Source organism: Pseudomonas sp. PAMC 25886, assembly GCF_000242655.1.
In the GTDB taxonomy this organism is placed as follows: domain Bacteria; phylum Pseudomonadota; class Gammaproteobacteria; order Pseudomonadales; family Pseudomonadaceae; genus Aquipseudomonas.
In genome coordinates, this window is the sequence record NZ_AHHC01000045.1 from 117,000 (window position 1) to 140,510 (window position 23,511).

General features: G+C 55.5%; 19 protein-coding genes and 1 pseudogene. 12 read left to right on the forward strand and 8 right to left on the reverse strand.

What is annotated here, in order from left to right; all coding sequences use genetic code 11:
* Positions 1-36 precede the first annotated feature (36 nt).
* From MUM_RS0114570 to MUM_RS1000000134165, 9 genes are all read left to right on the forward strand, one after another.
* The gene (locus MUM_RS0114570) at positions 37-2,157 is read left to right on the forward strand and encodes a TonB-dependent receptor (RefSeq protein WP_010170952.1); all 2,121 of its coding nucleotides are present in this window, start codon (positions 37-39) and stop codon (positions 2,155-2,157) included.
* A gap of 7 nt (positions 2,158-2,164) precedes the next feature.
* On the forward strand, positions 2,165-3,430 hold the full coding sequence (locus MUM_RS0114575; protein ID WP_029615901.1) for a histidine-type phosphatase: 1,266 nt from the start codon (positions 2,165-2,167) through the stop codon (positions 3,428-3,430).
* Between the two features lie 397 nt (positions 3,431-3,827).
* The gene (locus MUM_RS0114580) at positions 3,828-4,664 is read left to right on the forward strand and encodes a substrate-binding periplasmic protein (protein ID WP_010170954.1); all 837 of its coding nucleotides are present in this window, start codon (positions 3,828-3,830) and stop codon (positions 4,662-4,664) included.
* A 76-nt stretch (positions 4,665-4,740) separates the two neighbouring features.
* On the forward strand, positions 4,741-5,511 hold the full coding sequence (locus MUM_RS0114585) for an amino acid ABC transporter ATP-binding protein (RefSeq protein WP_029615902.1): 771 nt from the start codon (positions 4,741-4,743) through the stop codon (positions 5,509-5,511).
* A 10-nt stretch (positions 5,512-5,521) separates the two neighbouring features.
* Complete coding sequence (locus MUM_RS0114590) at positions 5,522-6,184, forward strand: amino acid ABC transporter permease (protein WP_029615903.1); 663 nt, start codon at positions 5,522-5,524, stop codon at positions 6,182-6,184.
* A 10-nt stretch (positions 6,185-6,194) separates the two neighbouring features.
* Positions 6,195-6,866, forward strand: a complete 672-nt coding sequence (locus MUM_RS0114595) for an amino acid ABC transporter permease (protein ID WP_010170960.1) — start codon at positions 6,195-6,197, stop codon at positions 6,864-6,866.
* A 91-nt stretch (positions 6,867-6,957) separates the two neighbouring features.
* Entirely contained in the window at positions 6,958-7,152 is a 195-nt protein-coding gene (locus tag MUM_RS0114600) for an SDR family NAD(P)-dependent oxidoreductase (protein ID WP_010170962.1), read from the forward strand.
* Positions 7,153-7,484: 332 nt separating this feature from the next.
* Positions 7,485-8,627 carry a hypothetical protein gene (locus MUM_RS0114605; protein WP_010170964.1) on the forward strand — a complete coding sequence of 381 codons (1,143 nt, stop codon included), beginning with the start codon at positions 7,485-7,487 and terminating at the stop codon, positions 8,625-8,627.
* Positions 8,628-8,792: 165 nt separating this feature from the next.
* Positions 8,793-9,230: a hypothetical protein gene (locus tag MUM_RS1000000134165; RefSeq protein WP_010170966.1), complete on the forward strand. Its 438-nt coding sequence runs from the start codon at positions 8,793-8,795 to the stop codon at positions 9,228-9,230.
* Here the strand turns inward: MUM_RS1000000134165 and MUM_RS1000000133235 are convergent.
* From MUM_RS1000000133235 to MUM_RS0114625, 4 genes and pseudogenes are all read right to left on the reverse strand, one after another.
* Positions 9,163-9,614: pseudogene (locus MUM_RS1000000133235) on the reverse strand (DDE-type integrase/transposase/recombinase); the annotation flags it as partial. The gene MUM_RS1000000134165 and the pseudogene MUM_RS1000000133235 sit on opposite strands and share 68 nt — an antisense overlap.
* A gap of 191 nt (positions 9,615-9,805) precedes the next feature.
* The gene (locus MUM_RS0114615; RefSeq protein WP_010170970.1) at positions 9,806-11,215 is read right to left on the reverse strand and encodes a hypothetical protein; all 1,410 of its coding nucleotides are present in this window, start codon (positions 11,213-11,215) and stop codon (positions 9,806-9,808) included.
* Positions 11,216-11,294: 79 nt separating this feature from the next.
* Entirely contained in the window at positions 11,295-12,608 is a 1,314-nt protein-coding gene (locus MUM_RS0114620; protein WP_010170973.1) for a hypothetical protein, read from the reverse strand.
* 44 nt (positions 12,609-12,652) lie between these two features.
* A complete protein-coding gene (locus MUM_RS0114625; RefSeq protein ID WP_010170975.1) occupies positions 12,653-13,366 on the reverse strand; it encodes a hypothetical protein in 714 nt (237 codons plus the stop codon).
* 576 nt (positions 13,367-13,942) lie between these two features.
* Here MUM_RS0114625 and MUM_RS0114630 point away from each other — a divergent pair.
* From MUM_RS0114630 to MUM_RS0114640, 3 genes are all read left to right on the forward strand, one after another.
* Positions 13,943-14,449 (forward strand): sigma-70 family RNA polymerase sigma factor, encoded by a 507-nt coding sequence (locus tag MUM_RS0114630; RefSeq protein ID WP_010170977.1) that lies wholly within the window; start codon positions 13,943-13,945, stop codon positions 14,447-14,449.
* The gene (locus tag MUM_RS0114635) at positions 14,446-15,408 is read left to right on the forward strand and encodes a FecR domain-containing protein (RefSeq protein ID WP_029615905.1); all 963 of its coding nucleotides are present in this window, start codon (positions 14,446-14,448) and stop codon (positions 15,406-15,408) included. The genes MUM_RS0114630 and MUM_RS0114635 overlap by 4 nt, the downstream gene beginning before the upstream one ends.
* Positions 15,409-15,506: 98 nt before the next feature.
* Positions 15,507-17,930, forward strand: coding sequence for a TonB-dependent siderophore receptor (locus MUM_RS0114640; RefSeq protein ID WP_010170981.1), 2,424 nt, complete (start codon positions 15,507-15,509; stop codon positions 17,928-17,930).
* Between the two features lie 216 nt (positions 17,931-18,146).
* On the opposite strand, the gene MUM_RS0114645 is transcribed toward MUM_RS0114640, so the two are convergent.
* The 4 genes from MUM_RS0114645 to phnA all read right to left on the reverse strand — a co-directional run bounded on the left by MUM_RS0114645 (position 18,147) and on the right by phnA (position 23,411).
* Complete coding sequence (locus MUM_RS0114645; protein WP_010170983.1) at positions 18,147-18,827, reverse strand: hypothetical protein; 681 nt, start codon at positions 18,825-18,827, stop codon at positions 18,147-18,149.
* 343 nt (positions 18,828-19,170) lie between these two features.
* Positions 19,171-20,442: an aspartate carbamoyltransferase gene (locus MUM_RS0114650; RefSeq protein ID WP_010170985.1), complete on the reverse strand. Its 1,272-nt coding sequence runs from the start codon at positions 20,440-20,442 to the stop codon at positions 19,171-19,173.
* A 360-nt stretch (positions 20,443-20,802) separates the two neighbouring features.
* The gene (locus MUM_RS0114655; protein WP_029615907.1) at positions 20,803-22,089 is read right to left on the reverse strand and encodes an MFS transporter; all 1,287 of its coding nucleotides are present in this window, start codon (positions 22,087-22,089) and stop codon (positions 20,803-20,805) included.
* Between the two features lie 98 nt (positions 22,090-22,187).
* Positions 22,188-23,411 (reverse strand): phosphonoacetate hydrolase, encoded by a 1,224-nt coding sequence (gene phnA, locus MUM_RS0114660; RefSeq protein ID WP_010170989.1) that lies wholly within the window; start codon positions 23,409-23,411, stop codon positions 22,188-22,190.
* Positions 23,412-23,511 lie beyond the last annotated feature (100 nt).

The window sequence follows — 23,511 nt, forward strand, 5'->3', positions numbered from 1 at the left end:
ACCAGGCCGTGAACGGCCGTTTTCGAAGGTGCAGTCATGTTTCGCAAATCCCCGTTGTATGTGCGTACAGGTCTCGGTTTCGCAGCGTTTGCCCTGGCCTTGCCGTCTTTTGCGGCCGATGTTCCACCGGCCATCGACGACAGTACGTTGGCCACATTGCCTCAAGTCACCGTAAAGGCTGTCAAGCGCAAGCCGGCGCTGCACCAGCAGACCAATAGCGGTGCCCTGGGCAGCCACGCGGTGATCGACACGCCGTTTTCGTTCAAGAGCGTAGGTAGCGACGAAATCCAGGCCCGTCAGGCGGGCATCCTGTCTGAGGCCATCAAGTACGATGCCTCGGTCACCTCCATCAGCTCCAGCTATGGCACCCACCCAGCCACACTGGCCGTTCGTGGCCTGCCGCTGGATGACCTGAACGGCTATAAAGTCGACGGCATGGCCAACATCAACCGCGGTGTGGAAATGCCTCTCGAGATGTTCGAGCGGGTCGATGTGCTTAAAGGCCTGTCGGGCTTCATGTACGGCTTCGGCAGCCCGGGCGGCATCGTCAACTACGTGACCAAGCGGCCTACCGACAAGACCACCCTCAGTGTTGAGGCGGGCTACCAGTCCAACACCCTCTATAAGGAGCATCTGGACGCCGGAGGGCGCCTGGATGACCCGCGTTTCGGCTACCGGGTCAACGTGGTGCACGAGGAGGGCGGTGCCGCTTCGGGTGACGCCAGGGTCAACCGTACGGCAGTCGGCATAGCTCTGAACGCGCAGCTCAGCGATGACCTGAGTCTCGACTTCGACACCCTCTACCAGACGCGCAATACTAGCGGCGGCACCGACATCATCGTCAACACCAAGAACGCCTTGCCCAGCCCGATTGATGGCAGCAAGCGCCTGTACAGTAATGGCTCCTACACCGATGTCGACTACAGCCTGTCGACCGTGAGCGCCACCTACAAGTTCTCGCCCGACTGGACCGGTAAGTTGGCCTACCGCTACACCGATTCGACACGCCGTTATGTGAAGGATCAGTTCCAGATTTCCAGCGACGCCGGCGCCTACTCCGACAAGGTTACGTCCGAGTACCACGCTTACGATTACAACGACACCATGGGCACCCTGGAAGGCAAGTTCACCACGGGATGGTTCACTCACGACCTGGTACTGGGTGCCAGTTATTCGCAACTGAACTCGGACAAATCGGTGGTCACCCCCAAAACCACCGTGGGCAAAGGCAACCTGTACGATCCGACGATCTTCTCGGTCTACAACATCGACTACAGTGGCGGCACTTACGGCGATGACAACGTCAAGGAAAGCGCGGTGTTCGCCAGCGACACCATCGGCCTGGGCGAGCACTGGTCGTTACTGGCGGGCCTTCGCAACGAAACCTTCCTTGAGCAAACCCACGATTCCGCCACTTCCGCGGCGACACAATACAAGGCGCGGCCGGTAACCCCAACCGTTGCGTTGATGTACAAGCCGACCCAGGACGTGACGCTGTACGCCAGTTACGTCGAATCCCTGGAGAGCGGCGGTACCGCACCCACCACCGCCGTCAACTCCGAGCAAACCCTTGGCCCGCTGCGTAGCAAGCAATACGAGGTGGGCGTGAAGGCCCAGCAGCGTAACTGGAGCGCCACCGCCGCGGCGTTTCGCATCGACCGTGGCGCCGAGTACACCAACGACGCCAACGTCTACGTGCAAAGCGGCACCATCCGCTATCAGGGCCTGGAGCTGAACGCCAGCGTCGATGCCACACCGGACCTGACCGTGGAAGGCAGCGTCATGTCGCTGGACTCGGCCTACCACGATGCGGGGGACGGCGTGGACGGAAACCGCGCAGCCGGTGCGGCGCGTTATCAGGCCGCGACCCAGGTCACGTATCGTGTGCCGTTGGTACCGGGTATGTTCCTGCACACCGGTGCCCAGCGTATTGGCGAAATGGCGGTGGACTCGGGCAACGTGCACACCCTGCCGGCCTACAGCCTGTTCGATGCCGGGGGCGGTTATCGTCTGCGTCTGGGCGATGGCCATGCGCTGACTTTTGGGGCCAACGTCACTAACCTTGCCAACAAGAAGTATTGGACCTACTACCAGGAAAACTACCTGCAGCCGGGTTCGCCGCGTACGTTAAGCCTCAATACCCGCTATGACTTCTAGGCCCTTGATGATGAAGTCGACGTTATTGAAGTACGCGAGTTTGGCGCTGGGCGTGTGCCTGGCGCTTCCATCGGTGGCCGCGCCCCTGGACACCACTGGCCTGCGCCTGGACAAGGTGGTGCTGGTGATGCGCCACGGCATCCGCCCGGCTACCGACACCGCCGAGTTGCAACGCTGGTCGGCCAAGACCTGGCCGGCGTTTGGTACCCCGGACGGCCAGTTGACCGCCCACGGCCGCGCTGCCACCGTACTGCTGGGCCAATGGCAGCGCCACACGCTGGATTCGCTCGGCCTGTTCAAGGCCGGGCAATGCCCACAGGCGGGGGAGGTCTACGTGTGGTCCAGCCCGGTAGCACGTACTCAGGCCACCAGTGCGGCGTTGGTACAGGGGATGTTCCCGGGCTGCGGCGTAGCGGTACACCATGTGCGCGAAAGTGAAGACCGACTGTTTCACGGCGATGAAAATGGCCTGGCACCACTGGACCCGACGCGAACCCAGGCGGCGATGCTGGCGGCCATGGGCGGCAGCCCAGACGCGGCGCGCGAGCGCTACGCCGCGCCGGTACTGGCCATGCAGCAATTGGTTGGCGTGCCGACGCCCTGCGGGAAAAACACCTGTGCCCTGAGCGAGCAACCCTGGGCACTGACAGAGAAGACGGGCGTCATCAAACTCAGCGGCCCTTTGAGCGTGGGCGCGGCCATGAGCGAAACCTTCCGCATGCAATACGCCGAAGGCTTGCCACTGGATCAAGTGGCGTTTGGGGAAGGGCGCACCGCCGCAGACGTATCGCGCTTGATGGCCTTGCGTTCGGGCAAATACGCGTTGAGCAATCACGTACCTTACATCGCACAGCGGGGTGCTTCGCAATTGCTGGGACAAATCATCCTGGCCCTGCAACCGGCATCCGTGGGCAGCCCGCCGGGTAGCAAATGGTTGGCGTACGTGGGCCACGACAGCAACATCGCGCAGTTGCGCACGCTGCTGGGCTTTGACTGGAAAATCGCCGAATACCCCGAAAATGACGCAGCACCGGGCGGCACTATTGCGTTTGAGCGCTGGGTGAACGATCGCACAGGCGCGCAGTTTGTCAGCGTTGCCTATGTGGCGCAGAGCCTGGACCAGTTACGCAGCTTGTCTGACGCACCGCCCTATCAAATACAGTACCCGGGGTATGCGGGAGAGGGGTTGATGCCGTTGAAGGGGTTTGTTGCCGAGATGGAAGGGCGCATCGATCCCTCTGCGACCGAGGTGCAGCATTACGGCAGGCGGTGATTATTCGGGTGGAGGTTTTGGTATTACATCAGTGACGCTTACAGCGCAACGGTCGTTGCTGATCGCTGTAAAGCAGGGTGATTACGGTCCCCGCCGCCCTGCTTTTTATTCTCCCCAAGTGTGTCCTTCTCGCTGGCGTTTTCAGTCCTGGCGCAGGGAAATTTTCAGATAAAAATGCCTCAAAAAGGAGCGATATTTTCTTTTTTGACTTCTTTGAGTGCGCTTTTCGCCCAGTAAATACGGGCTATTTACGACCTTTAAAAATTGTTACCTAGCTTGACACCGTTTTTGAAAGGTGATGTCATGTAAACGTTTACAGAATAAAAAAATTGGTTGCATTCCTGCCTATTGACGAACCAGAAGCTGGTTCCAGCTCAACACAACCGGAACGATTTCCATGAAAAATTACTTGAAGCGCTTCACTCAAACAGCTTTCGCCGCAGTCATTGCAGTACTCGTGTTTTCAGACTTGGCGATGGCGGCTGAGCCCGCCACGGAATCGCTTTGGGTTAATGCTCAAAAGGCAGGTGTGCTCCGCGCCGGTGCCGGCCTTGCGCCACCCGATGTGATTCGCGATCCGCAGACCGGTGAGTACAGCGGCATTTTCGTGGATCTGCTGCGCGAATTTGCCGACAAGGAGCTGGGCGGGGTCAAGGTTCAGTTCGTCGACACCGACTGGGACAATATGATCGCCGGCCTGAACAGCAACAAATGGGATGTGGCCATGGCGATCAACCGCAAACCACAGCGGGCAATGGTCATTCATTTCAGTGAACCATCGCGGTTCTTTGAAGTGTCACTGGTCTACAACAAAGACAACCCGAAAATCAAAGCTATCAGCGACTTCTCAAAAAACTTTGATAACGAAAACATTACCTTTGCCGTCGTAGGCGGGACCGCTGAAGAGCAGGCACTGTCCGCCCGGATTCACAAAGCCAAGATTCTAAAGTTGCCTAACATTGGTGATGTAGGTCTAGCGGTTTCCAGTCGTCGTGCTGATGTATCAGTCGCCGACTCGATCACCAATCAGTTGTTCATCAACGCCAACGAGGGCTGGGCTGTTGCTGCGACACCGGACCCGGCGCTGGCAAAACAGGGGATCGCTTATGGTTTCCGTCGTTCGGTACCCCTGGACGACATCGAGGCTTTCAACATTTTCATTGAGCAGAAAGCGGCGGATGGCAGCGTTGCTCGTCTTACCCAGAAGTACTCTGCCAAGGCAACCGCCCAGTAACGTTCCACGAACGATGGTAGTGACCGGGGCCGCCAGTCGGCGGTTCCGCCGCACAGTTCTTGTGAGAGATACCGAGATGTCCGACGCGTTCATCAATATTTCGAACCTGCATAAAAGTTATGGCCTCGGCGCGCTCAAAGTCCTCAATGGCTTGGACCGTACGATTAACCGCAATGACCGACTGGTTATCGTCGGGCCCAGCGGTGGTGGAAAAAGCACCATGCTGCGCTGCGTCATGGGCCTGGAGGATATTGACTCCGGTAGCATCGAGATGGACGGCGAACGCTATATTTCTACCGGCCGCAATGGCAGGACCATGATCAACCGCAAGTTGCAAAAGCAAATCGGCATGGTGTTTCAGCACTACACTTTGTTTCCTCATTTGACGGTTCGACAAAATCTGACATTGGCGCCGGTCCGGGCCCATGGGGTATCGCCAAGAGTGGCGAATGAGAAGGCCGAGAGCTTGTTGGAGCGTTTTGGATTAGCTACCAAGCTGGATGCGCATCCCTCCAAGTTGTCCGGCGGACAAAAGCAACGGGTAGCTATTGCTAGGGCATTAATGCTTGATCCCAAGTTAATGTTATTCGATGAGGTTACCTCGGCGCTGGACCCTGAGTTGGTGTTTGAAGTTGAAGGCATGATGTCGGCGTTGGCCGAGGGCGGCATGCCAATGATGATCGTGACGCATGACATGAACTTTGCGAAGAACATTGCTACCGAAATCGTATTTTGTGCAGGCGGCATCATTGTTGAATCCGCGCCGCCCAAAGAGTTCTTCGGTTCTCCCAAGATGCCGCGGACTCAAGAGTTTCTGAAATCTATTCGATCCGGTGGATCTGAGTGAGGGTTGAATAATGGACATCCACTCAGTCATTAATAATGCCGGGCAGCTCTGGTCCGGGGTGATTATTACGCTGGAACTATCAGCGATCACGATTGCAATCTCTACCTTCACCGGGTTTATTGTTGCGTTGCTATCGATCAGCCCTTACAGAGTCGTGCGGTTGCCGATCCGAACCTACATTGAAATTTTCCGCTGCACGCCGGCGCTGGTGCAGGTGGTGTGGTTCTTTTATTGCGTACCGGTGCTGTTCAATGTGTTCTGGGAACCCTTCACCATGGGCGTGATCGTTTTTTCCTTGAACCTGACGGCTTATAACGCGGAGGCTTATCGGGCGGCTATTCAGGCAGTACCGGGCGCTCATAGCGATGCTGCCGTGGCGCTTGGGCTCAAGCGCACTCAGTATTACCGTTTCGTGGTATTCCCCCAGGCCCTGAGACTGGCAGTGCCCGTATTGCTGACCAACAGCATCGGCATGATCCAGCAAAGTGCGTTGGTGGCATTGGTTGCAGTCAACGACCTGATGTATGAATCCAAGGCGCTGGCCTCGCAAACCTATCGGCCGGTCGAAGTATTCACGGTTGCGGCCGGGGTCTACTTTCTGATTTCCCTGGTTATGAGTCGCGTCGTTGAGTTCGTCAGCAAGCGCACCAGTCGATTGATTGACGCAAGGTAGGGGAGCGATCATGACGTACACTTTCGATTTTTCGATTCTCTGGAAGTTTTTACCGGTTATCGGCTCGGGATTGCTGGTTACTTTGCAGGTCGCATTCGCCGCTATCTTGGTCGGCGCCGTGGTGGGATTTTTTCTCGCCTATATAAGAAATTACGGCCCGTTTGTTTTGGCAGCGATTGCAACCACCGTAGTTGAATTTTTGCGGGGTGTCCCGGTTCTGATTCAGTTGTTTTGGGTGTTCTTTTGCTTTCCGGTTATCTTTGGAATCGAAACCAGCCCGTTCTTTGCTGCATTCTTTGCGCTGATGATGTACATGGCGGCTATTTGTAGTGAATCTTTCCGGTCGGCGTTTGCGACCATTGAAAAAGAACAATGGGATGCCAGTGTGGCGCTGGGTATTCCAGGGCGAGTCATGATGCTATATGTGATTCTACCGCAATCGTTGTTGCGGGCCGCACCGACTTTATTGTCTAACGCTGTTTCGGTATTCAAAGAGTCCGCCATTGTCTCGGCGGTCGGTATGGTGGACATGATGTTCGTGGGCCGTAATGTCTCAAGTGCAACGGGGCACCCCATTGAAGTATTAACCTTGATTGCCGTTATTTATTTCATCATTGCTTTTCCATTGACCCAAGCTGTTTCAGTAGTCGAAGCACGGATACTGCATCGCTTGAAGCTTTAGCGTTTCATCCACTCAACACATCATCAATCCAACAGCATTCGCTGGTGGGTGGCTCAATGATGTCTCCCGATCGATAGTCAGGTGAACATTAATGAAACTAAAAGATATGGTTGTATTGATTACGGGTGCCGGCGCCGGTACCAGAGAGGGAACCGCGAGGTTGTTTGCCGAGCAGGGTGCCAAGGTGATCGTCGCGGATCGTTATATCGACCAGGCCAGGGCAGTGCCTGACGCCATTGGAGCTCAGGCTTTTGCGGTGCACTCAAGGGGAATTTCCATGCCCTAAGTACGTAGTGCCGCACGTCGTCAATCGCGCCGGTGGCGTGATCATAAATATCTCGTCTACCATCTCGGTGGTCGGTATCAGGATCGTGCAGCGTATGTCGCCACCAATGGCGGCATCGCCGCATTAAACAAAGCCATGGCGCTCGAACACGCAGCGATTCATGATGTTCTGTTGCGCGATCGGCATGGATCGAGCCCACCGCGAGATTGATCACGTCCGGGAGGAGGGCAAAACTGCAGTAATGATGAGTTGCAACGAAAACTGGAGTCGTCTTCTTGAATCGTAATTTCTTTAAGATCATTCAGCCCATGACCAAGTGAAGGGAGGGGGCTATGTCAGTGGTGTTCTTTCTGCCTTGGGTAGCGGCTGCTGAAGAGCTGCGGATCGCTGACATGTGCTTGGTGCCTTACGAGCGTGGGCGGCAACCTGGCGAGCTTCTGGGCATCCCGCAGGCAGCATTCGACGGTGTCCTGGGCAACTACGGCGACCGGGGATTCGGCTCTCAGCCTTCACAGCCGATCCAGCAAGCAGCGGTCATCATCTGGGACAACGATACACCAGGCCTTGAAGCCTCGGATGCCCAAATCCAGCAGCGATTAGTTCAATGTTCGTACCTCGCATTCTCCGCCTTGGCAGACCGATCGCTATGTTCAGCGTTCGAGTACTACAACGCCGACACACTCCAGGTCGTCGCGCAGCGGTTTGATATCACCTCACCGGCTCACTCCTGTATGACCACGCGCCGGCGTGACGGTGGAACGCAAAACATGCTGGCGGGGAGTGGAGGGCTCAAGTTCATTCGGCCGTACCACGTCGACAATCGCGCGCGGATCTCGATCGACACGCCACTGCTCGAAGCACTGCTCAAGCTACCTGACGGGGAACTAAAGGAACGCATAGACGAGGCGATCGTGTCCTTTCTCAGGGCCAATACCGATGCCCCATCCATGGATGAGCGATCCGAGCTGATCCTGATGAGGGTTGCCATAGATACGCTGCTCAACGTCCCACATGACAAAGCTGCCTTCCGCGGGGCCATCAACGAACACTTCGATGAGCTACCGACCCCGCCCATCTGGCATAAAGGGAACCTAGACGAATCGTGGTGGCGCGAGCACTGGGACAAAAACGTCAATCGCCCGCTCGACGCCTGGGCTCACGATTTGTGTGCCGCTCGGAACGCCGCAGCTCATGGCCCCGCAAATGGTGAGAAGGGAAGCATCTGGCCTCGCCACAACCACCTCATTTTCTCCGCCTGGTTATTGCCCCTGATCGTCAAGAAGCTGCTTGTCCAAGCGGGGCTTTACGAGTTCAGCGCCGAGGACAAGGTTGCAAGGTCGGGCTTTGAGGTTTTTCTGGCTCACAATCTGCTGTCAGCCACCGACGAGGATGAAAACAAGGCCTGGTGGCAGGTTGCTGAGTCCGCGCTTTTTCTGCCGCTCTTCACGGAGCGACTACGCCAAGCCTGTGAATGAGGGCTACAGCCTTAACAGTGACCGCGTTAGGGCTTAGGCTCCTGAACTTATCCAGCACAAGGGTCTATCGAGCTCGACTTTCCGACGTAGTTTAATGGCACCCTAGTCATCGCTAGCAATGCCGAAACAAGTGCTACTCCAGCTCCCACCCCAGTAGAGACCGACATGTCCTTCACTCATGCGCATCAGACAGCAATGGCTCAGCAACGCAACAGGGGGCGATGCCTCCACTACAACAATGGGGCCCGCTGCGACACCATCATCTCCGCGCACTCAATTCAGAAGGGTGGTCAGCTAAACCTGATCGTAGAGCAAGGTCATGTCTATCAACTTTCCGCCGATCTCACCACGTTGAAATCCACTGGAGGTAAGCCTCAACTGAAGAAAGTGGGCATCAATAAGGTGTCCACCTTCCGTGGCATGTGCAAGCACCACGACAACTGGTTGTTCGCACCGATCGATGACAGACCACTGGCATTCGATCACGAACAGATAGCTCTCTATGCCTACCGCAGTATTTGTCGTGAGTACTTCGTTAAAGAAAACGCCGCACGCTCTCTAGCAGAGATGATCGACCACTTTGACGTACCTCAGGCATACTGAATCGCCCCGGCTTCTCTAGATACCTCGCAAGCTCATTGCGTAACGCTTTGCAAACCTCCCGCCTGATGTAGATTTTTCGCTTGATCCGTTCCCGTTTCAGAAGCTGGAAAAAGCTCTCGGCCACGACGCTGTCATGACAGCTGCCTCGGCGACTCATGCTGGCAACCAAATTCTTTGCCTTCAAAAAGCTGCGCCAATCGGAGCTGCTGTACCGGCTGCATTGGTCGGAATTATCCATCACCTCTTGCTTCGGTTTACGCTTCCAAACCGCCATCCACAACGCATCAATAGCCAATCACTGGTCATCTGCGACTTGATTGACCAGCCAACGACCTGACGAGAAAACAGATCCAGCACCACCGCCAAATACAACCAGCTTTGATATCCTATGTCTTTTACCCGCAACTAGTTAGGTCGCAGGCTGGCGGCTTGCTTTCCATTACCAATTCAAAGAGAGCGATATTTCGTTTTTTCTCTGCTATTACTCGTAGCGAAGAGTGCTTCTTGAGATTGATCAGGGCGCCGGACGACCACGAGAGTATGGCGGCCGCATGTCGCGCCACCATCGGCGTTTCTCAGCCTCCAGGCCACGGCAGTGAGCCATCTGGATTCGGGCATTGGGGGAAGATCGTAGACAGATAGCCGAAGATCTGTGGGGCACCGAGGAGTACGGATTTTACCGCCTGACCATTGGCCTTTAGGTGCTGGCCAGTGCCCTCACGCAATCCTTGAAGGCGGAAAGGGCCATAGCGAACCATGCGGCCCAACTCGAATTGCTCAGCCAGCCACGCGTGGGTCTTCTCGCATGAGGTTCGCACCATAATATCCTTGGCCAGAAGCGCCGTCGTCGGCAGCACCGGCATCACCCCTGAGGCCACCTGATTTCCCGCCACCGAGCCACCTGTAGAAATATCGATACCGAAGCCAATGCTCTGTGGCGACCAGCGCCAAGTGCGGCTATAGAAAACATTGCTGTCCATCCATGGGCGGATGATGTTGATGCGCTTCAACGAGAGTTCGAGCTCAAGATGCTCGGGATCGACTTGGTGAGGAATGTACACCTCAGTAGCTGAGGCGTCATCCCAAGCACCTAAAGGCTGAAACTGATCATATCGCCGGTGCAAGTCTATTGCCGACCGTGCGCTGTGGACGCGGCCCTGCACCTCATCTCGTGTGCAGCATGTGCAACCACCGGCCTGCATGCCGGTGCCGCCGGATCGCCGCTGATTCTTGTAATCGTTGCTATCGAAACGGAAAGGCGTCCACAGATCTTGGTTGAACCAATTCTTGTAGGCCGGCAGGCTTGTTATCTCCTGAAAACTACTGTTGTTCGGCAGGAGCCGGGTTGCATTTTCATAGCGCTCCCGCAGCGCCTGCCAGTAAACATAGGGATTGCGACTCTCGAGTTCGGCAATGATCGCCAAGTCACGCTGAACTGCTTCCTTATAGCCATGGGCCAGCCACTCTTTGTCCGCCTTATCCAAAGCGTCTTTGGTTTTTTTCGGGACCTTCGACCCTCCGTTCAAATGGGTCTGACGCTGGGTGTTGTAGGTGTCCAAAGCAGCGTAATAACGCTCAGAGCACTTCTGATAGGCCAAGAACTTCGCTGTGGGCTGCTGGCTCGCGCGGTCATAGAGCTGTTCCTGGGCATGGTTCAGATCGGCGAGCTGCTTCTTTGTGAGTTCAATATCAGGGGTTTCTTTGCCATCGAGAATCAGTTTATAGACGTCTGAGACTAATGCGGCTTTGGTGGTCACCACGTAGTTGCATTCGAGCGTGACGTTAAGCAGGTTGCTGATGAGGTACTGGGTGGCCGGATCGTCCGGATCTAGCCCCGGCGGGACGACGACACCTGGTAACTGGATGGAAACCAGCGCCGCCGGATTCTGTCCGACGACACCAGCTGCTCCGAGGGATTCGGCGAGCTTGCTGTAGAGCTGGACGAAATTTGCCGAATCGTCCTGAGGGGGAGGATTGATCAACATGATAGACACCTTGTGCTGATTATCGGGAGAGGGTCCGAAGTGCCCCACAGGCACGAAGGCCTGTGGGGGGGGGGCGGACTCAGCCTCGGTCAGGCCACGGCAGGTTGTTGTCCGGGTTGGGAAGTTGAGGCAGCACTTGGCTAATGGAGGCGATGATCTGGGTGTCCCTGATCTCGATGGTGTTGCCAGCGATTGAGCCCCTGATTTTGTGGGTCTCATCATGGTAGGTCACCCGACCAGTAATGGAGAATGGCCCAATCCCTATGCTTGCCTCACCGTTAATGGCAGTTTTGATGGTCTCCTCAACGGTGTCCTGGAACTTGCCGATGATCTTTACATTTCGCGCCAAGATCACAGTGGTAGGTATTGAGACGAACGGTCCCGTAGGCACGATATCGTCCTTGATGCTGCCGCCGGTGGAATATTCGCTCGTTCCGGATGCAGGATTGAACTTCCAAGCTCGGCTGTTGAATACCAAAGGATTCATCCACGGACGGGTGAGGGTCACGCGCATCAACTCGCAGGAGAACCGTAACTCGGTCTCGTCGATCTTGATGTAGCTCGACTCCTTGCTGTAGTCACCGGAACCGGAGATCTTGAATATACCGAACGTGGCATCCAATGATCCCGCTACGCCAAGGGCGTTGGAGTTCGACTGGTTGTCCATATCCTTCTGAGAGAACTCGAACTTGGTCCAGCCGGAGTCTTTGAACCAGTTGGCGTAGCGTGGCGATGGGACAACCGGTGAAAACTGCATTCCGGAAACATCACGTTGGTTGCTGCCGAACTTTTCGTCCAATCCCTGCCAGAAGTTTGCGCCATCGCGCCCTTCGTACTGGGCGATGATTGCAATGTTGGTTGCCTGCTGGTTTTTGCCGACGGCTATCCATTTATCCAACGCCGCCTTAGCCTCACCCTTCTGTCGCGACGTCGGCCCAGGGCCAGTGCCGTTCTTCTCATTGGCGATCGCTGCGTCGACCACATCGCAGGCATCCATGTACTTGTACATGGCCTCATTGCACGGTTCCTCAAGCTCCGCGTAGCTGCGACGTGCATCCTCGAGTTTTTTCTTTTCCGCCTCGGTTAGATTTGAAATGGGAAAAATCTTCGACTTGAGGATGTTTTCGTAAGCCTGGGAAACCTGCATCGTGACGGGGACGTAGGTGAAGTTAAACATCGGTGAGGTATCGAGGATCAGGGAGATTTCTTGGTCGTCCTCCGCCTTGCCCACCGGGTCCAGCCCTACAGGCAGGTACTGGCCTGGGTTGTAGATGGACAGCAGCGACTCACCAATAGTGTAGCCGCCATCGCGGCTACCCACGCCTAGCGCGATGGCGAGTTTGGAGTAGAGTTTCTCGTACAGGACCGCGTTAAAATCTTTGCTATCTGTCATGATATCCATTCCTTTGAACGCTGATTGATTTGCGGGTTAGATACTCAGGCGGGACTCACAGGGTCCACGGAAGTCCACTCGAACTGATAGAAACCGACGCAGTCGCAGCCCAGACAGGCGTTGGCGGCGGCTAGGAAGCCATCGACGTTGCCTCCTAGATTATTGAGGTTGGTTTGAAGGAAGGCCTGGAAGGTCGGATGCAGCGTGATCCCTGGCGCATTCGGTGTGGCGAGCAGTTTGTCGACCACTTCCCGGTCCGGCGCATTGGCCGGATAACCATTGCGATGATCGTCAGAAGGCGCCCGGCAAATGTTCACAGGGTTCCAGTTGATCACCGAGAAATAGCCACCAATGCGGTCCTCGAGATCTGTACCCGCGGGATCTACGAAGATGGACTCTGTCGCACCACCGTTGGTTTGCAACTGCTGGATGATGTAAGCCGTGACGTTCTGGAAGTTCAGTGCCGGGTAGTTATGGACTAGAAACGCATTGACTCCGGCCAGGGTGTATTGAGCAGTGCCGTAGAGATGCTGATCCACTTGGCTAGCAATATCTTCAAGGCGACCCTGGTAGATCGTTTGGGAAATGATATGACCCTGATGGTCCAGATAGTTCGTCCCAGCCACCGCCTGGAAATGAAACCGTTCCGGAGTAGGGCGATACGGGCTCATTGAAAAAGCGGTGAACCGACCTTCGGGGGAGTCCTCCAAGTAGCGATAGCCCCTGTAGTAGCCATGCAGCGTGCTTGTTTCGAACATAATGCCTCCTTGCAAACTCGGTTACGGAAACCTTCGGTTTTGCACCTTGGCCTTAGCTTCGATGTCCGCATTGAGCCGGGCGCAGGTGCAGTAAAGCAGACACCTTGGTAATGGCAAATTGCTGGCTAGTTTTTTAATACAGTAATAGCGTAAGGGGCGGGTCGAGCGTCCACCTCATACCGTTGGCCTGTGCGGCGGCCGAACACCTCCAGCATAGGCGTTGTATTGCAATGCTTTGCCTCTTCGCAACGAATGATTTTTGCAATGATGCAGCGCAGATCGCTGATGTATCCAACACGGTTAAGGGAATTGCAGACCTAGGTCGAACGTCCGCTTTTGGCCGATTTCTGCGGCTAATGACGGGCAGCATTCGGCCAGGAGCGGACATTTTGCAGCGACCGATAGAGTTGGAGGGGTAACATTCTCGCGTTCGAATAAACCCGGTCAGGGTAATTCAAAGGCATTCAGGAATATGAGCCGAGAATTCCACCACATCAAACATGTATAAACACTGTACAACCACCCGCTCGATCAATAGGATGAGAAGTATTATCATTCGTGCAGTGCGAGCCTTACATGCAGGATGCCAGCCCAACATCGTCCGTCGAACAGTTGTACGAGAATCATCACGGCTGGCTACGGGGCTGGCTGAACCGCCGGTTGGGGCACAGTGCCGACGCCGAGGATTTGGCCCACGACACGTTCATCCGCGTGCTGCGCGCCCCTCAGCAGGTGCGCGAGTTGCGTCAGCCCATGGCGTTTCTAGCGGCGATTGCCAATGGACTGCTGGTCAATCGCTGGCGCCGTCAGGAGATTGAGCGGGCTTATCTTGCAGCGTTGGCTGCCCGGCCCGAGGGGGTGGAATCGTCACCCGAGGACCGGTATCTGGTGATCGAAACCTTGTTGCAACTTGACTCGCTGCTGATTGGCCTCTCCGAGCGCATACGGCAGATTTTCTTCATGTCTCAGCTCGACGGCCTCACGTATCCGCAGATCGCTGCGCAGTTGGGGCTGACCGTGGCTCAAGTGCAACGAGCGATGGGCAAGGCATTCAGTGTTTGCTATGCGAGCCGTTTCGAATGAGGGCCGAGATTAGTCCGCAGGTGCGCGATATCGCCATTGATTGGCTTGTCAGGATGCAGTCCGGGCTTATGAGTGCGCCTGATCTGGACGCATTGCAGCGTTGGCGCGAGGCGAGCAATGAGCATGAACAGGCTTGGCAACGTGTCGCCAGCTTGCTGCTGCTGCAACAGCCTGGAGCGAATCTTTTGCGCGATGCCACCGCGCGTAGGGCACTGGAGTCGGCCGGACCGGACATTCATAAACGTCGGCAGGTACTCAAGCGCCTGCTGGTCCTTGGTGCGGTTGGCGGGGTTGCCTGGCAAGGCGCGGGTTCCACGCCAGTGCGCGCCGCACTGGCGAACCACCGTACAGGTACGGGCGAGCGTCACCAGTGGACGCTGGTTGATGGCAGCTCGCTGTGGCTGAACACGGCCAGTGCCGTGAACCTGGATTTCACTGATCAGGTGCGGCGCATCCAAATGATCGAGGGTGAGTTGGCCTTGCGCGTGCGGGCAGAGTCGCGCTCGCTGCAACTAATCACACCGGACGCGATCCTGCAGAGTAGCGAAGCGCATTTGCAGGTGCGCCATGATCGGCAAGGCACGCAAGTAACCGTGCTGGAAGGCCAGGTGCAGGTGCACTCACGGGGCCAACAAGCGCCATCCTCGCTTGAGGCAGGATGGCAGGCACGCGTGGACCGCTTCGGGATCGGCGTGCCAAACCGCGCCGACCTGCTGGTCACCCAGGCTTGGCTGCGCGGAATTTTGCCAGCGAATCGCCTGCGCCTGGATACGCTGGTGGCCGAGCTCTCGCGTTACCGTCCCGGTATTTTGCGGTGTCATGAGCAGGTGTCAGGGTTACGCCTCACAGGCAGTTTTTCGCTGGATGACACCGATGCGGCACTGACGCTGATAGCTCGCACGCTGCCGGTGCGTATCGAGCGCATGACTCGGTATTGGGTCTCGATCGTACCGGCCTGAATTATTTTTTTCGCTGCGCGATAGTTTTTTCAAACTCGCTTGGCCTATAGGGATCACCCGCCCGCTAGAGGTGGGTCGTCACCCCTTAGGAGCCCCGTATGACTTCACCTTCCCGCGCCCTGCGTGCCGGTACGCTTGGGCTGTTGTTGCTCAGCGTGCAACCGCTATGCAGCCTGCCGGTTTTCGCCGCCGGCAGTTCGCAGCATTACAGCATCGATGCAGGCCCCCTGGATGCTGCGCTATCGCGTTTTGGCGCACAGGCGGGGATTACCATGGCGGGCAGCTCGACGCTGACGGCCGGCAAGAATACCCAGGGGCTGCAAGGTGATTTCAGTACTGGGGCCGGCCTGGCGCAGCTCTTGCTCGGCTCGGGGCTGACTTATGAGCTCCAGGACGATGGTAGCCTGCTGCTGGTACCGGGCAACAGCGACGTGCTGGAGTTGGCGCCGACCGCAATCAGTGGCACCGCGTACGACACCTCGTTGGGCAACAACGACGGCCTGGTCGCCAGCCGAACCATGAGTGCCAATAAGACCGATACGTCGATCATGGAAACGCCTCAATCGATCAGTGTGGTCACCCGTAAGCAGATCGACGCCCAGCAGCCACAAAGCATCGGGCAGGTGCTGCGCTACACGGCGGGGGTCAATGGTGAAGCCAATGGCGTCGATACCCGGCGCGACACGATCAGCATCCGTGGCTTTGACGCGACGACTGGCGGGGGTATTTACCGTGATGGCCTGCGCCAGTACAGCTTTGCCAACCAGAGCCGTGCCGTGGGTGAAGTCTATGGACTGGAGCGCGTGGAAGTACTGCGCGGGCCATCATCCGTGCTCTATGGTCAAACCTCACCGGGCGGCATGGTCAACGTGATCAGCAAGCGCCCCACCGATGAGCCGCTTCATGAACTGGTGATGCAGGCCGGCAGTTTTGATCGCAAGCAATTGGCTGCGGACTTCGGCGGCCCGCTTACCGAAGATGGCGTCCTGACTTATCGCCTCACCGGGCTGTGGCGAGAGAGTGGCACGCAAATCGACTACGCCCGTGATGACCGTCAATTCATCGCCCCGGCGATCAGTTGGCGCCCCTCGGAAGACACCTCGCTGACGGTGCTGGCGTCATTTCAAAAAGACCGCAATGTGCTGGGCTACTACGCCTTGCCACGGGTGGGCACCCTCGACAGCTCGAGTTACGGACGGATTGCCACGGATCGCTTTGTCGGCGACCCCGACTTCGACAAGTACGATGTAGAACAGTGGTCGCTGGGTTATCAGTTTGAGCATCACCTCAACGATATCTGGACATTTCGCCAAAACGCCCGTTACAGCCGCTCCTATCAGGAGCAACGCACGATTTACCAATACGGCCTGGATGACGACCAGCGCACCGTGGGCCGCTTCGGTTATCTGGGCCACGAAAAGGTGAAGAACGCGCTGCTCGATAACCATTTCCAAGCCCAGTGGAACGCCGGCCGTTTCGAACACACAACGTTGGTCGGTATCGATTTGCAACACGCAAGCACCAATCAGTTGGGGGGTGGCAACGTGGTTGATCCGCTGGATATCTATGCGCCGGTCTACCACCAGGATTACAGCGACCTGGACGCCTTTTACGACATCAACCAGCGTCGTCAGCTTGACCAGGCGGGTGTGTATCTCTCGGAACAGCTCAAATTTGACGAGCACTGGGTGTTCAACCTGGGTGGTCGTCAAGACTGGGCACGTTCGAAAACGGTCCATTACGCCACCGATACGGCGGCGGACCTCAAGCAACGCGATCACGCCTTCACGTGGCGGACCGGTGTGATGTACCTGGCAGACAACGGCGTGGCACCCTACGCGAGCTATTCCGAGTCGTTTTTTCCTAACATCACGGCGGTGGCGCGTGACGGCAGTGCCTTCGAACCCGAAACTGGCCGCCAGTACGAAGTCGGGATCAAATTCCAGCCCAAAGGGAGTGACAGCTACGTGACTGTCTCGCTGTTCGACCTGACGCGGCAAAACGTACTGACGGCAGATCCCGGCAACAATCGTTTCTCGGTGGCGACCGGAGAGATCCAGTCGCGCGGTATCGAACTGGAAAGCAAGGCGCAACTGTCCGATGCTCTGGAGTTGATGGCCAACTACAGCTATTCACACCTTGAAATTACCCGCAGCAATACGGCCGGTGAAAAAGGCAATCAACCTGGCAATACCCCTGAACAACTGGCCTCGCTGTGGTCGCAATACACCGTTCAGAGCGGTGCGCTATCGGGCTTGGCGATAGGAGGAGGGGTACGCTACGTCGGCCCGAGCTATATCGACTCGCAAAATAGCGAAGGCATCCCCCACTACATGCTGTTTGACGCCAGCCTGAGTTACGACCTTGGCAAGCTGTCTTCAGCCTATGCCGGGGCGAAACTGTCGCTCAATGCGTCCAACCTGACCGACGAAACCTATGTCTCTCAGTGCGGTTACACGGGCGACAGCTGCAAATACGGGTATCGCCGAAATGTGACCGGATCGGTGAGTTACAACTGGTAAGGCGCTGTGCTTGCTTGCGAAAATTATCGATTGGCAAGCGTCATCTTGGCGCCCGGATCGGCAAGTAAGCGCAATTGCCAGACAAAACCGCTTTCGTACTCGATATTTCAACAACGTCGGCTGATAGGGGGTGTTGACAACTGACTGCTATCGGCCAAAAGCGGCCGTCGGGTTTCTACGAAACTTGGGGCTATTCAGCATACTGGGCCACCACTGTCAGATTCGGTCGACGTCTGTGATGTCAGTCGGTGAGACGTTTTGCTCGGGGTGAAGATGTGGCCACCAAGATAGGTTGAAACTTATCCCAAGCTCTTCGCTGGTACTGGCAAAATTTTCAGCATCGGTATTTTGCTGTGGTTTATCATTAATCGCTAGCTCAAGATTTTTTCGTATGTTTACAAGCGAGTAAAGCATGGCTTTTTCACATGCAAGAATTCGTTTGTAATACCTATCGTGAGCCGCCTTTATTTCTTTTACGTCGGTGTACTTTGTTTCGTTCAAAACGTCTTTTAGGCTTTCATCAAACTTCTCGGCTTTACTTTCAAGCTTGGTTACATGCACTAGCCCGTAAATAACTACTTCAATAATTTTTCTCTGTTCTTTGCTTAGTGATAGATAGCACTTCTCAAAGTCGTCATGGAGGTTAGGGGTTTTTATGAACGGAAGGAGAAATACCGAATGATTATGGTCGTCCTGATTGATGTATGCTTCCCGGAGGCTGCATGTTCTATTGAGCGTGCTAATGGCGTTGGCGAGTATGTCTTTAGATATATTTAGTTTATTTATTATTTTCTTTTTGTTGTCGCGTGCGGCGATGCTCAATTTGATTTTTTCTGTAACCGGATTAAGCGCGAAGCCTACCACTGCAGCAATCAGAATTTTGTAGACGTCATCCATGCATTATTCACCAAGGTCAAGGGGCCAGCGCGCTCAATGTAGACGATGGCAGGTCGATGGCACAGCCCTTTTGCCCGGACGGGCGATTTCTTGTGCTGCGTGATGTGTCGTCTGCCACGTACCGACAGACGGCATCGAGCCCTATTGTTGGAGGATGCCATCTACCTGCAGCCAGAAAGGCAAAAGAGCGGTCAGTACTCCGCCAGAGCTGCTGCGTTTTTTACTACAGGAACATAAATATTTTAATCAAGCATCTGATTTTGTTGAGATTTATTTTTCATAGCTCCGATCCATCATCGATGCCAGTGAATGGCTCCTTTCGGCCAAAAGTGGCCGCTCGCGATCATTGCTCCTGATAAGGTACCGCTTCATTGGGTCCAAGAAAGACAGGCACATGCCACCCCACATCGCGCAACGAGTGTTGGATTTGGTCCTGAACCCCCAACAACGTAGCAAAGAGAGCCATGCGAACGGCAATTCCATTATCCGTTTGCTTGAAGATGGCCAGTCGTGGATCCAGGTTCAGATCAATACTTAGATCATTGGCGTTCGGGTGTGAGTCTCGTGGAAGTGGATGCATGATCAAGGTGTTTGCACCGCAGACCGCATTAACCATTGCCTGGTTAAGCTGAACGCTGGCGTTGTAGCCCTCGACCGTCTCCTGCTCGGCGAAGCGCTCCTTTTGGATGCGTGTTGCATAGACTACATCGGCGCCTTTCAATCCATTAGCCAAGTCTTGGGTTTGCTCGATGTGGTGGCCATTGCGCGCGAGGTGATGTGCTAGGTGCTCTGGCAGTGCCAGCGAAGTTGGCGAGATTAAGGTGAACTTGAGATTGCGATAGAGCGACAGGAGTTTGCTCAGAGAGTGCACCGTACGGCCATATTTGAGATCGCCGACAAAGGCAATATGCGCACCATCAACCAACTTGTCCAGGCGCGAAAATTCCCGCTGTATGGTGTACAGATCCAGCAGCGCTTGGCTTGGATGCTCACCCGGCCCATCGCCGGCGTTGATCACCGGCACGTGAGTAGCGTTGGCGAACTCAGTCACGGCCCCCAGCTCCGGATGACGCACAACGATAACGTCGGCATAGCCACTGATAACCCGACTGGTATCAGCGATCGATTCGCCCTTGGCCATCGACGAAAAGGTGAAGCCGGTGGTGTCGCACACTGACCCACCCAATCTTGCGAAAGCGGCGCTGAAACTCAGTCGTGTTCGAGTGCTCGCTTCAAAAAACAGGTTGGCGAGCACGGCGCCTTCCAGTACCCGCGTTGTTTTCTGCCTGCGAGCAACCGGTTGCATCATGTCGGCGATACGTAACAACTCTTCTACCGAGTCGCGTGTGTAGGTATCAACCGACAGTAAATGCCTGGCCTGCTCTCCGTTCCCGACCGAAGCTGAATGTACACTCTGAGTAATCGCTGAAAAGCTTTTAAATATCTCCAATACAAACCGCTGAGCGATCTCCGGCATTTTGCGCATTTCGGCAGATTCTTCAGGTAGTAGCCAGCTATCCAGCGCGCGCCGTGAAACGCCGATTCGCTGGGCGAACGCGTCCCTTGTAAAGTTAAGGCGCCGCATGGCATCACGCAAAAAAACTTGTTGGGACATTGGCATCGACTCACGATAAATGTACGCTTTGAGTAATATATTTTAAGAAGTTATCGCCATCAAGCGTATATCTCTAATATTTCATGATCGGCTTGAACCCTAGGCTCGTTTCACAGCTACATAAAAGAGGCTCGTAACGCTGTCGCTTCAAGAAATGACAGGCAGTCTTTGAGCGATAAATGCCTGTCACGTACGGCTACAATCGGCCAAAAACAAAGCTTTAACTTCCTCGCTCGCGTCCAGTGAAACGTGCTTCGATGAGAGGCTTGCGCAAACTGAGTATCGATATCATCAATCGTCCGGGTGGGGGGGGGCGCGAATCGCAGTGCTTCTGAAGCAACAATCCGCGCGCTGAGGCCGTCAGCGTTTAATCAATAACGACAGCATGGCGCTTGCTGCACAAAGTCCTGCGACCACCGGAAAAATGATCGACGTACTACCGGTCGTATCGATCAAATGGCCGATGACCGGTTCACCAATGCCGGCGAATGCGTAGGACATGGTATTGAGCACGCCCGTTGCGGTGCCTGCCGCGTGGCGCCCAAAGATGTCCGGGCAGAGCGCCCAGAAAGATGATGCGGGCCCGAACACAAAAAAACCGCAGAGGAACAGCAGACCAATCGAAACCATACTGCCGTGTGGGACGAACATCATGATGATCGCGGTGGCTGACGCGAGTATCATGTAGGAGACGATTGCCAGATATCGCCTGCCCTGAAACACCACGTCGGAAATCCAACTGTTCGACAGTGCGCCCAAGGCCATTCCTATAGGCAGTGCCACGGTGATCCATTTCGGGTCAATCAACGTTGACGAAGTCTTCCAATCCAGGCCTAGAAAATGTACGGGTACCCAAACCACCAACGCATATCGCGCGGCATTCTGAAAACCGATTGCGAATCCTGCGATATAAAGTCTCCAGTTTCGCAGCACGATCAAATATCGCTGCGTGCTGGTTAAAGCGCCCTCGGCTGCCAATGCTGAGTTTTCATTCGAGTGGCCAATGGAACGCAGGTTTTTGTCTTCGGGACGCTCAGATACGAAAAGCCACAATACTATTGCCCCTAAGAGCATCGACAACGGCGCCAGCCTGAAAATCCAGATCCAGTCGAGCTGCATCGTGCCCAGAATGACAAGGGGTAGAATAAATGCGAGCACTGAGGAAAACCCGGAAAATCCTACATATATCCCATAAACAAAACCGCGTTTTTCAACCCCCCACCAATTCGAAAGTAGACGGCTACCGGGCGCAAAACCCATCGACTGAAAGTAACCGTTCGCCCCCCAGGCGAACATGAAAAACCAGAACGAGTGACCGAAACTAAAGACCCAATTTGCCCCCAGCGAGAGGATCGCGCCGGCGATCATCATTCGTTTGCCACCGAGTTTGTCGCCTAGGTTGCCGTTAATAAATTGACCGCCCGCGTAGCACCACAACATCGCCGCGCTGATCCAGCCTATTTCGTATTTCGATAATCCGTAGTCATGCTGTATTCCGGGAATCGCGAAGCCCAAGGTCTGGCGCCCGGTGTAATAAAAGAGATAACAGAACGTCACGCCGATCAATGCACGCCATTTATATTGATCAAATGCAGAGAGTCGTGATCTGGGTTTGTAATGTAGCGTATCAACGGTTTTTGTAGGCATGCCTGTCTCCGAGTGGCGCGCAGTCTTTCGCTGCGCTCACCAGTTTTTGGATTAAGCGAGTAAGGGCGCAGGCTTCGCTGCGCTATGGCGCTTTCGGATCAGGCCAGATGGTTGAGTGCGATATCGATAATGTCGAAGTTGCGCAGGCGCCCCGGGTTGTCCATGCCGACCAGTTTGCGGTTGAAGATCAACGGCACTTTTTGCTCAGACACGCCACCGTGGGAGCGCAAAGGCACAGTCAGTCCGGACAAGTCGTGTTTGTCGGAAGCCGTTCCCAGCACCGTCAAGCGCTCTCCAAGCACAACCAGATCGCCAATCCGGTCTTCAGGCAACTCGAAGCGCTGGCTGGCTTGTGTACGCGTCAGAACGGCCTCGACACCCGCAATGTCGGCTAGAAACTCTATGACGTCGCGTTGCTGTACGGTGTCATTCAGGTACACAGTCGCGTAAGAGCCCAATGCACCGTGATGCACCACGTAAGGGTCGGTAATAGGCAGCAGAACGCGTGCCTGCTGCGTGCCGTATCGGGCGTCCAGCAGGTCTTGCAAGAACAAAATATTGGGGCGCCCCACTGCGTCGGTCTTGGCGTTCATTCCGTGATCCGCCGTAATCGCTACAATCGCTCCTGCCTCGTGATAACGCTGGAAGTAGCTGTCCATCATGGCGTAGAACGCATTGGCCTGCGGTGTGCCCGGCGCGTGCTTGTGCTGTATGTAGTCGGTCGTAGACAGGTACATGAAATCGGGCCGCTCATTAGTCAGCAAAGAAAGTCCGGCAGCAAATACGAACTCCGAAAGCTCCGCGCTATAAACGGAAGGCACGGGCATGCCAACACGCGCCACAATGTTCTCCACACCGTGTTCTTCGAGGTTCACCTGATCGGCTTTTTCAGCCGAAAAGCAGATGCCTTTCAGTTGATGCCCCAGCAGGTTGCGAAGTTTGTCCTTGGCGGTCACCACTGCAACCAGCTGACCCGCCCTGGCCATTTCGGCAAGAATGGTCGGCGCACGAAGGTACTTGGCGTCGTTCATCAAGACTTCTTCTTGCGCATCCTGATCAAAGAAGAAGTTGCCGCAGATACCATGAACGGAGGGTGGCGCGCCGGTAACGATAGATAGATTGTTCGGGTTGGTGAATGACGGCACCACGCAGTCACCGGTCAATACCGTGCCGAAACCGATAAGCTCGGCGAGAAAGGGCGCATGTCCGGCTTGAATAGCTTGATTGATGTATTCCTGCTCACAGCCGTCGACACAGATAACAATCGTCGGTGCCGAGGACAGGCGATAGACGCGCGAATTCACGTTGATCAGTTGAGTCATGGACAGGCCTTCTCTTCGGTTTTTGAGCGAGCAACGAGCGCTCGAATGTCAGCGGTGCGTCACTAGCAAAGTAGGTAATCGGTTTCTAAAATCTGCAACT

Bases quoted from the DNA above. Each gene is read 5' to 3' on its own strand.
- MUM_RS0114570 (WP_010170952.1), top strand. From the start codon at position 37: ATGTTTCGCAAATCCCCGTTGTATGTGCGTACAGGTCTCGGTTTCGCA.
- MUM_RS0114575 (WP_029615901.1), top strand. From the start codon at position 2,165: ATGATGAAGTCGACGTTATTGAAGTACGCGAGTTTGGCGCTGGGCGTG.
- MUM_RS0114580 (WP_010170954.1), top strand. From the start codon at position 3,828: ATGAAAAATTACTTGAAGCGCTTCACTCAAACAGCTTTCGCCGCAGTC.
- MUM_RS0114585 (WP_029615902.1), top strand. From the start codon at position 4,741: ATGTCCGACGCGTTCATCAATATTTCGAACCTGCATAAAAGTTATGGC.
- MUM_RS0114590 (WP_029615903.1), top strand. From the start codon at position 5,522: ATGGACATCCACTCAGTCATTAATAATGCCGGGCAGCTCTGGTCCGGG.
- MUM_RS0114595 (WP_010170960.1), top strand. From the start codon at position 6,195: ATGACGTACACTTTCGATTTTTCGATTCTCTGGAAGTTTTTACCGGTT.
- MUM_RS0114600 (WP_010170962.1), top strand. From the start codon at position 6,958: ATGAAACTAAAAGATATGGTTGTATTGATTACGGGTGCCGGCGCCGGT.
- MUM_RS0114605 (WP_010170964.1), top strand. From the start codon at position 7,485: ATGTCAGTGGTGTTCTTTCTGCCTTGGGTAGCGGCTGCTGAAGAGCTG.
- MUM_RS1000000134165 (WP_010170966.1), top strand. From the start codon at position 8,793: ATGTCCTTCACTCATGCGCATCAGACAGCAATGGCTCAGCAACGCAAC.
- MUM_RS0114615 (WP_010170970.1), bottom strand. From the start codon at position 11,215: ATGTTGATCAATCCTCCCCCTCAGGACGATTCGGCAAATTTCGTCCAG.
- MUM_RS0114620 (WP_010170973.1), bottom strand. From the start codon at position 12,608: ATGACAGATAGCAAAGATTTTAACGCGGTCCTGTACGAGAAACTCTAC.
- MUM_RS0114625 (WP_010170975.1), bottom strand. From the start codon at position 13,366: ATGTTCGAAACAAGCACGCTGCATGGCTACTACAGGGGCTATCGCTAC.
- MUM_RS0114630 (WP_010170977.1), top strand. From the start codon at position 13,943: ATGCAGGATGCCAGCCCAACATCGTCCGTCGAACAGTTGTACGAGAAT.
- MUM_RS0114635 (WP_029615905.1), top strand. From the start codon at position 14,446: ATGAGGGCCGAGATTAGTCCGCAGGTGCGCGATATCGCCATTGATTGG.
- MUM_RS0114640 (WP_010170981.1), top strand. From the start codon at position 15,507: ATGACTTCACCTTCCCGCGCCCTGCGTGCCGGTACGCTTGGGCTGTTG.
- MUM_RS0114645 (WP_010170983.1), bottom strand. From the start codon at position 18,827: ATGGATGACGTCTACAAAATTCTGATTGCTGCAGTGGTAGGCTTCGCG.
- MUM_RS0114650 (WP_010170985.1), bottom strand. From the start codon at position 20,442: ATGTCCCAACAAGTTTTTTTGCGTGATGCCATGCGGCGCCTTAACTTT.
- MUM_RS0114655 (WP_029615907.1), bottom strand. From the start codon at position 22,089: ATGCCTACAAAAACCGTTGATACGCTACATTACAAACCCAGATCACGA.
- phnA (WP_010170989.1), bottom strand. From the start codon at position 23,411: ATGACTCAACTGATCAACGTGAATTCGCGCGTCTATCGCCTGTCCTCG.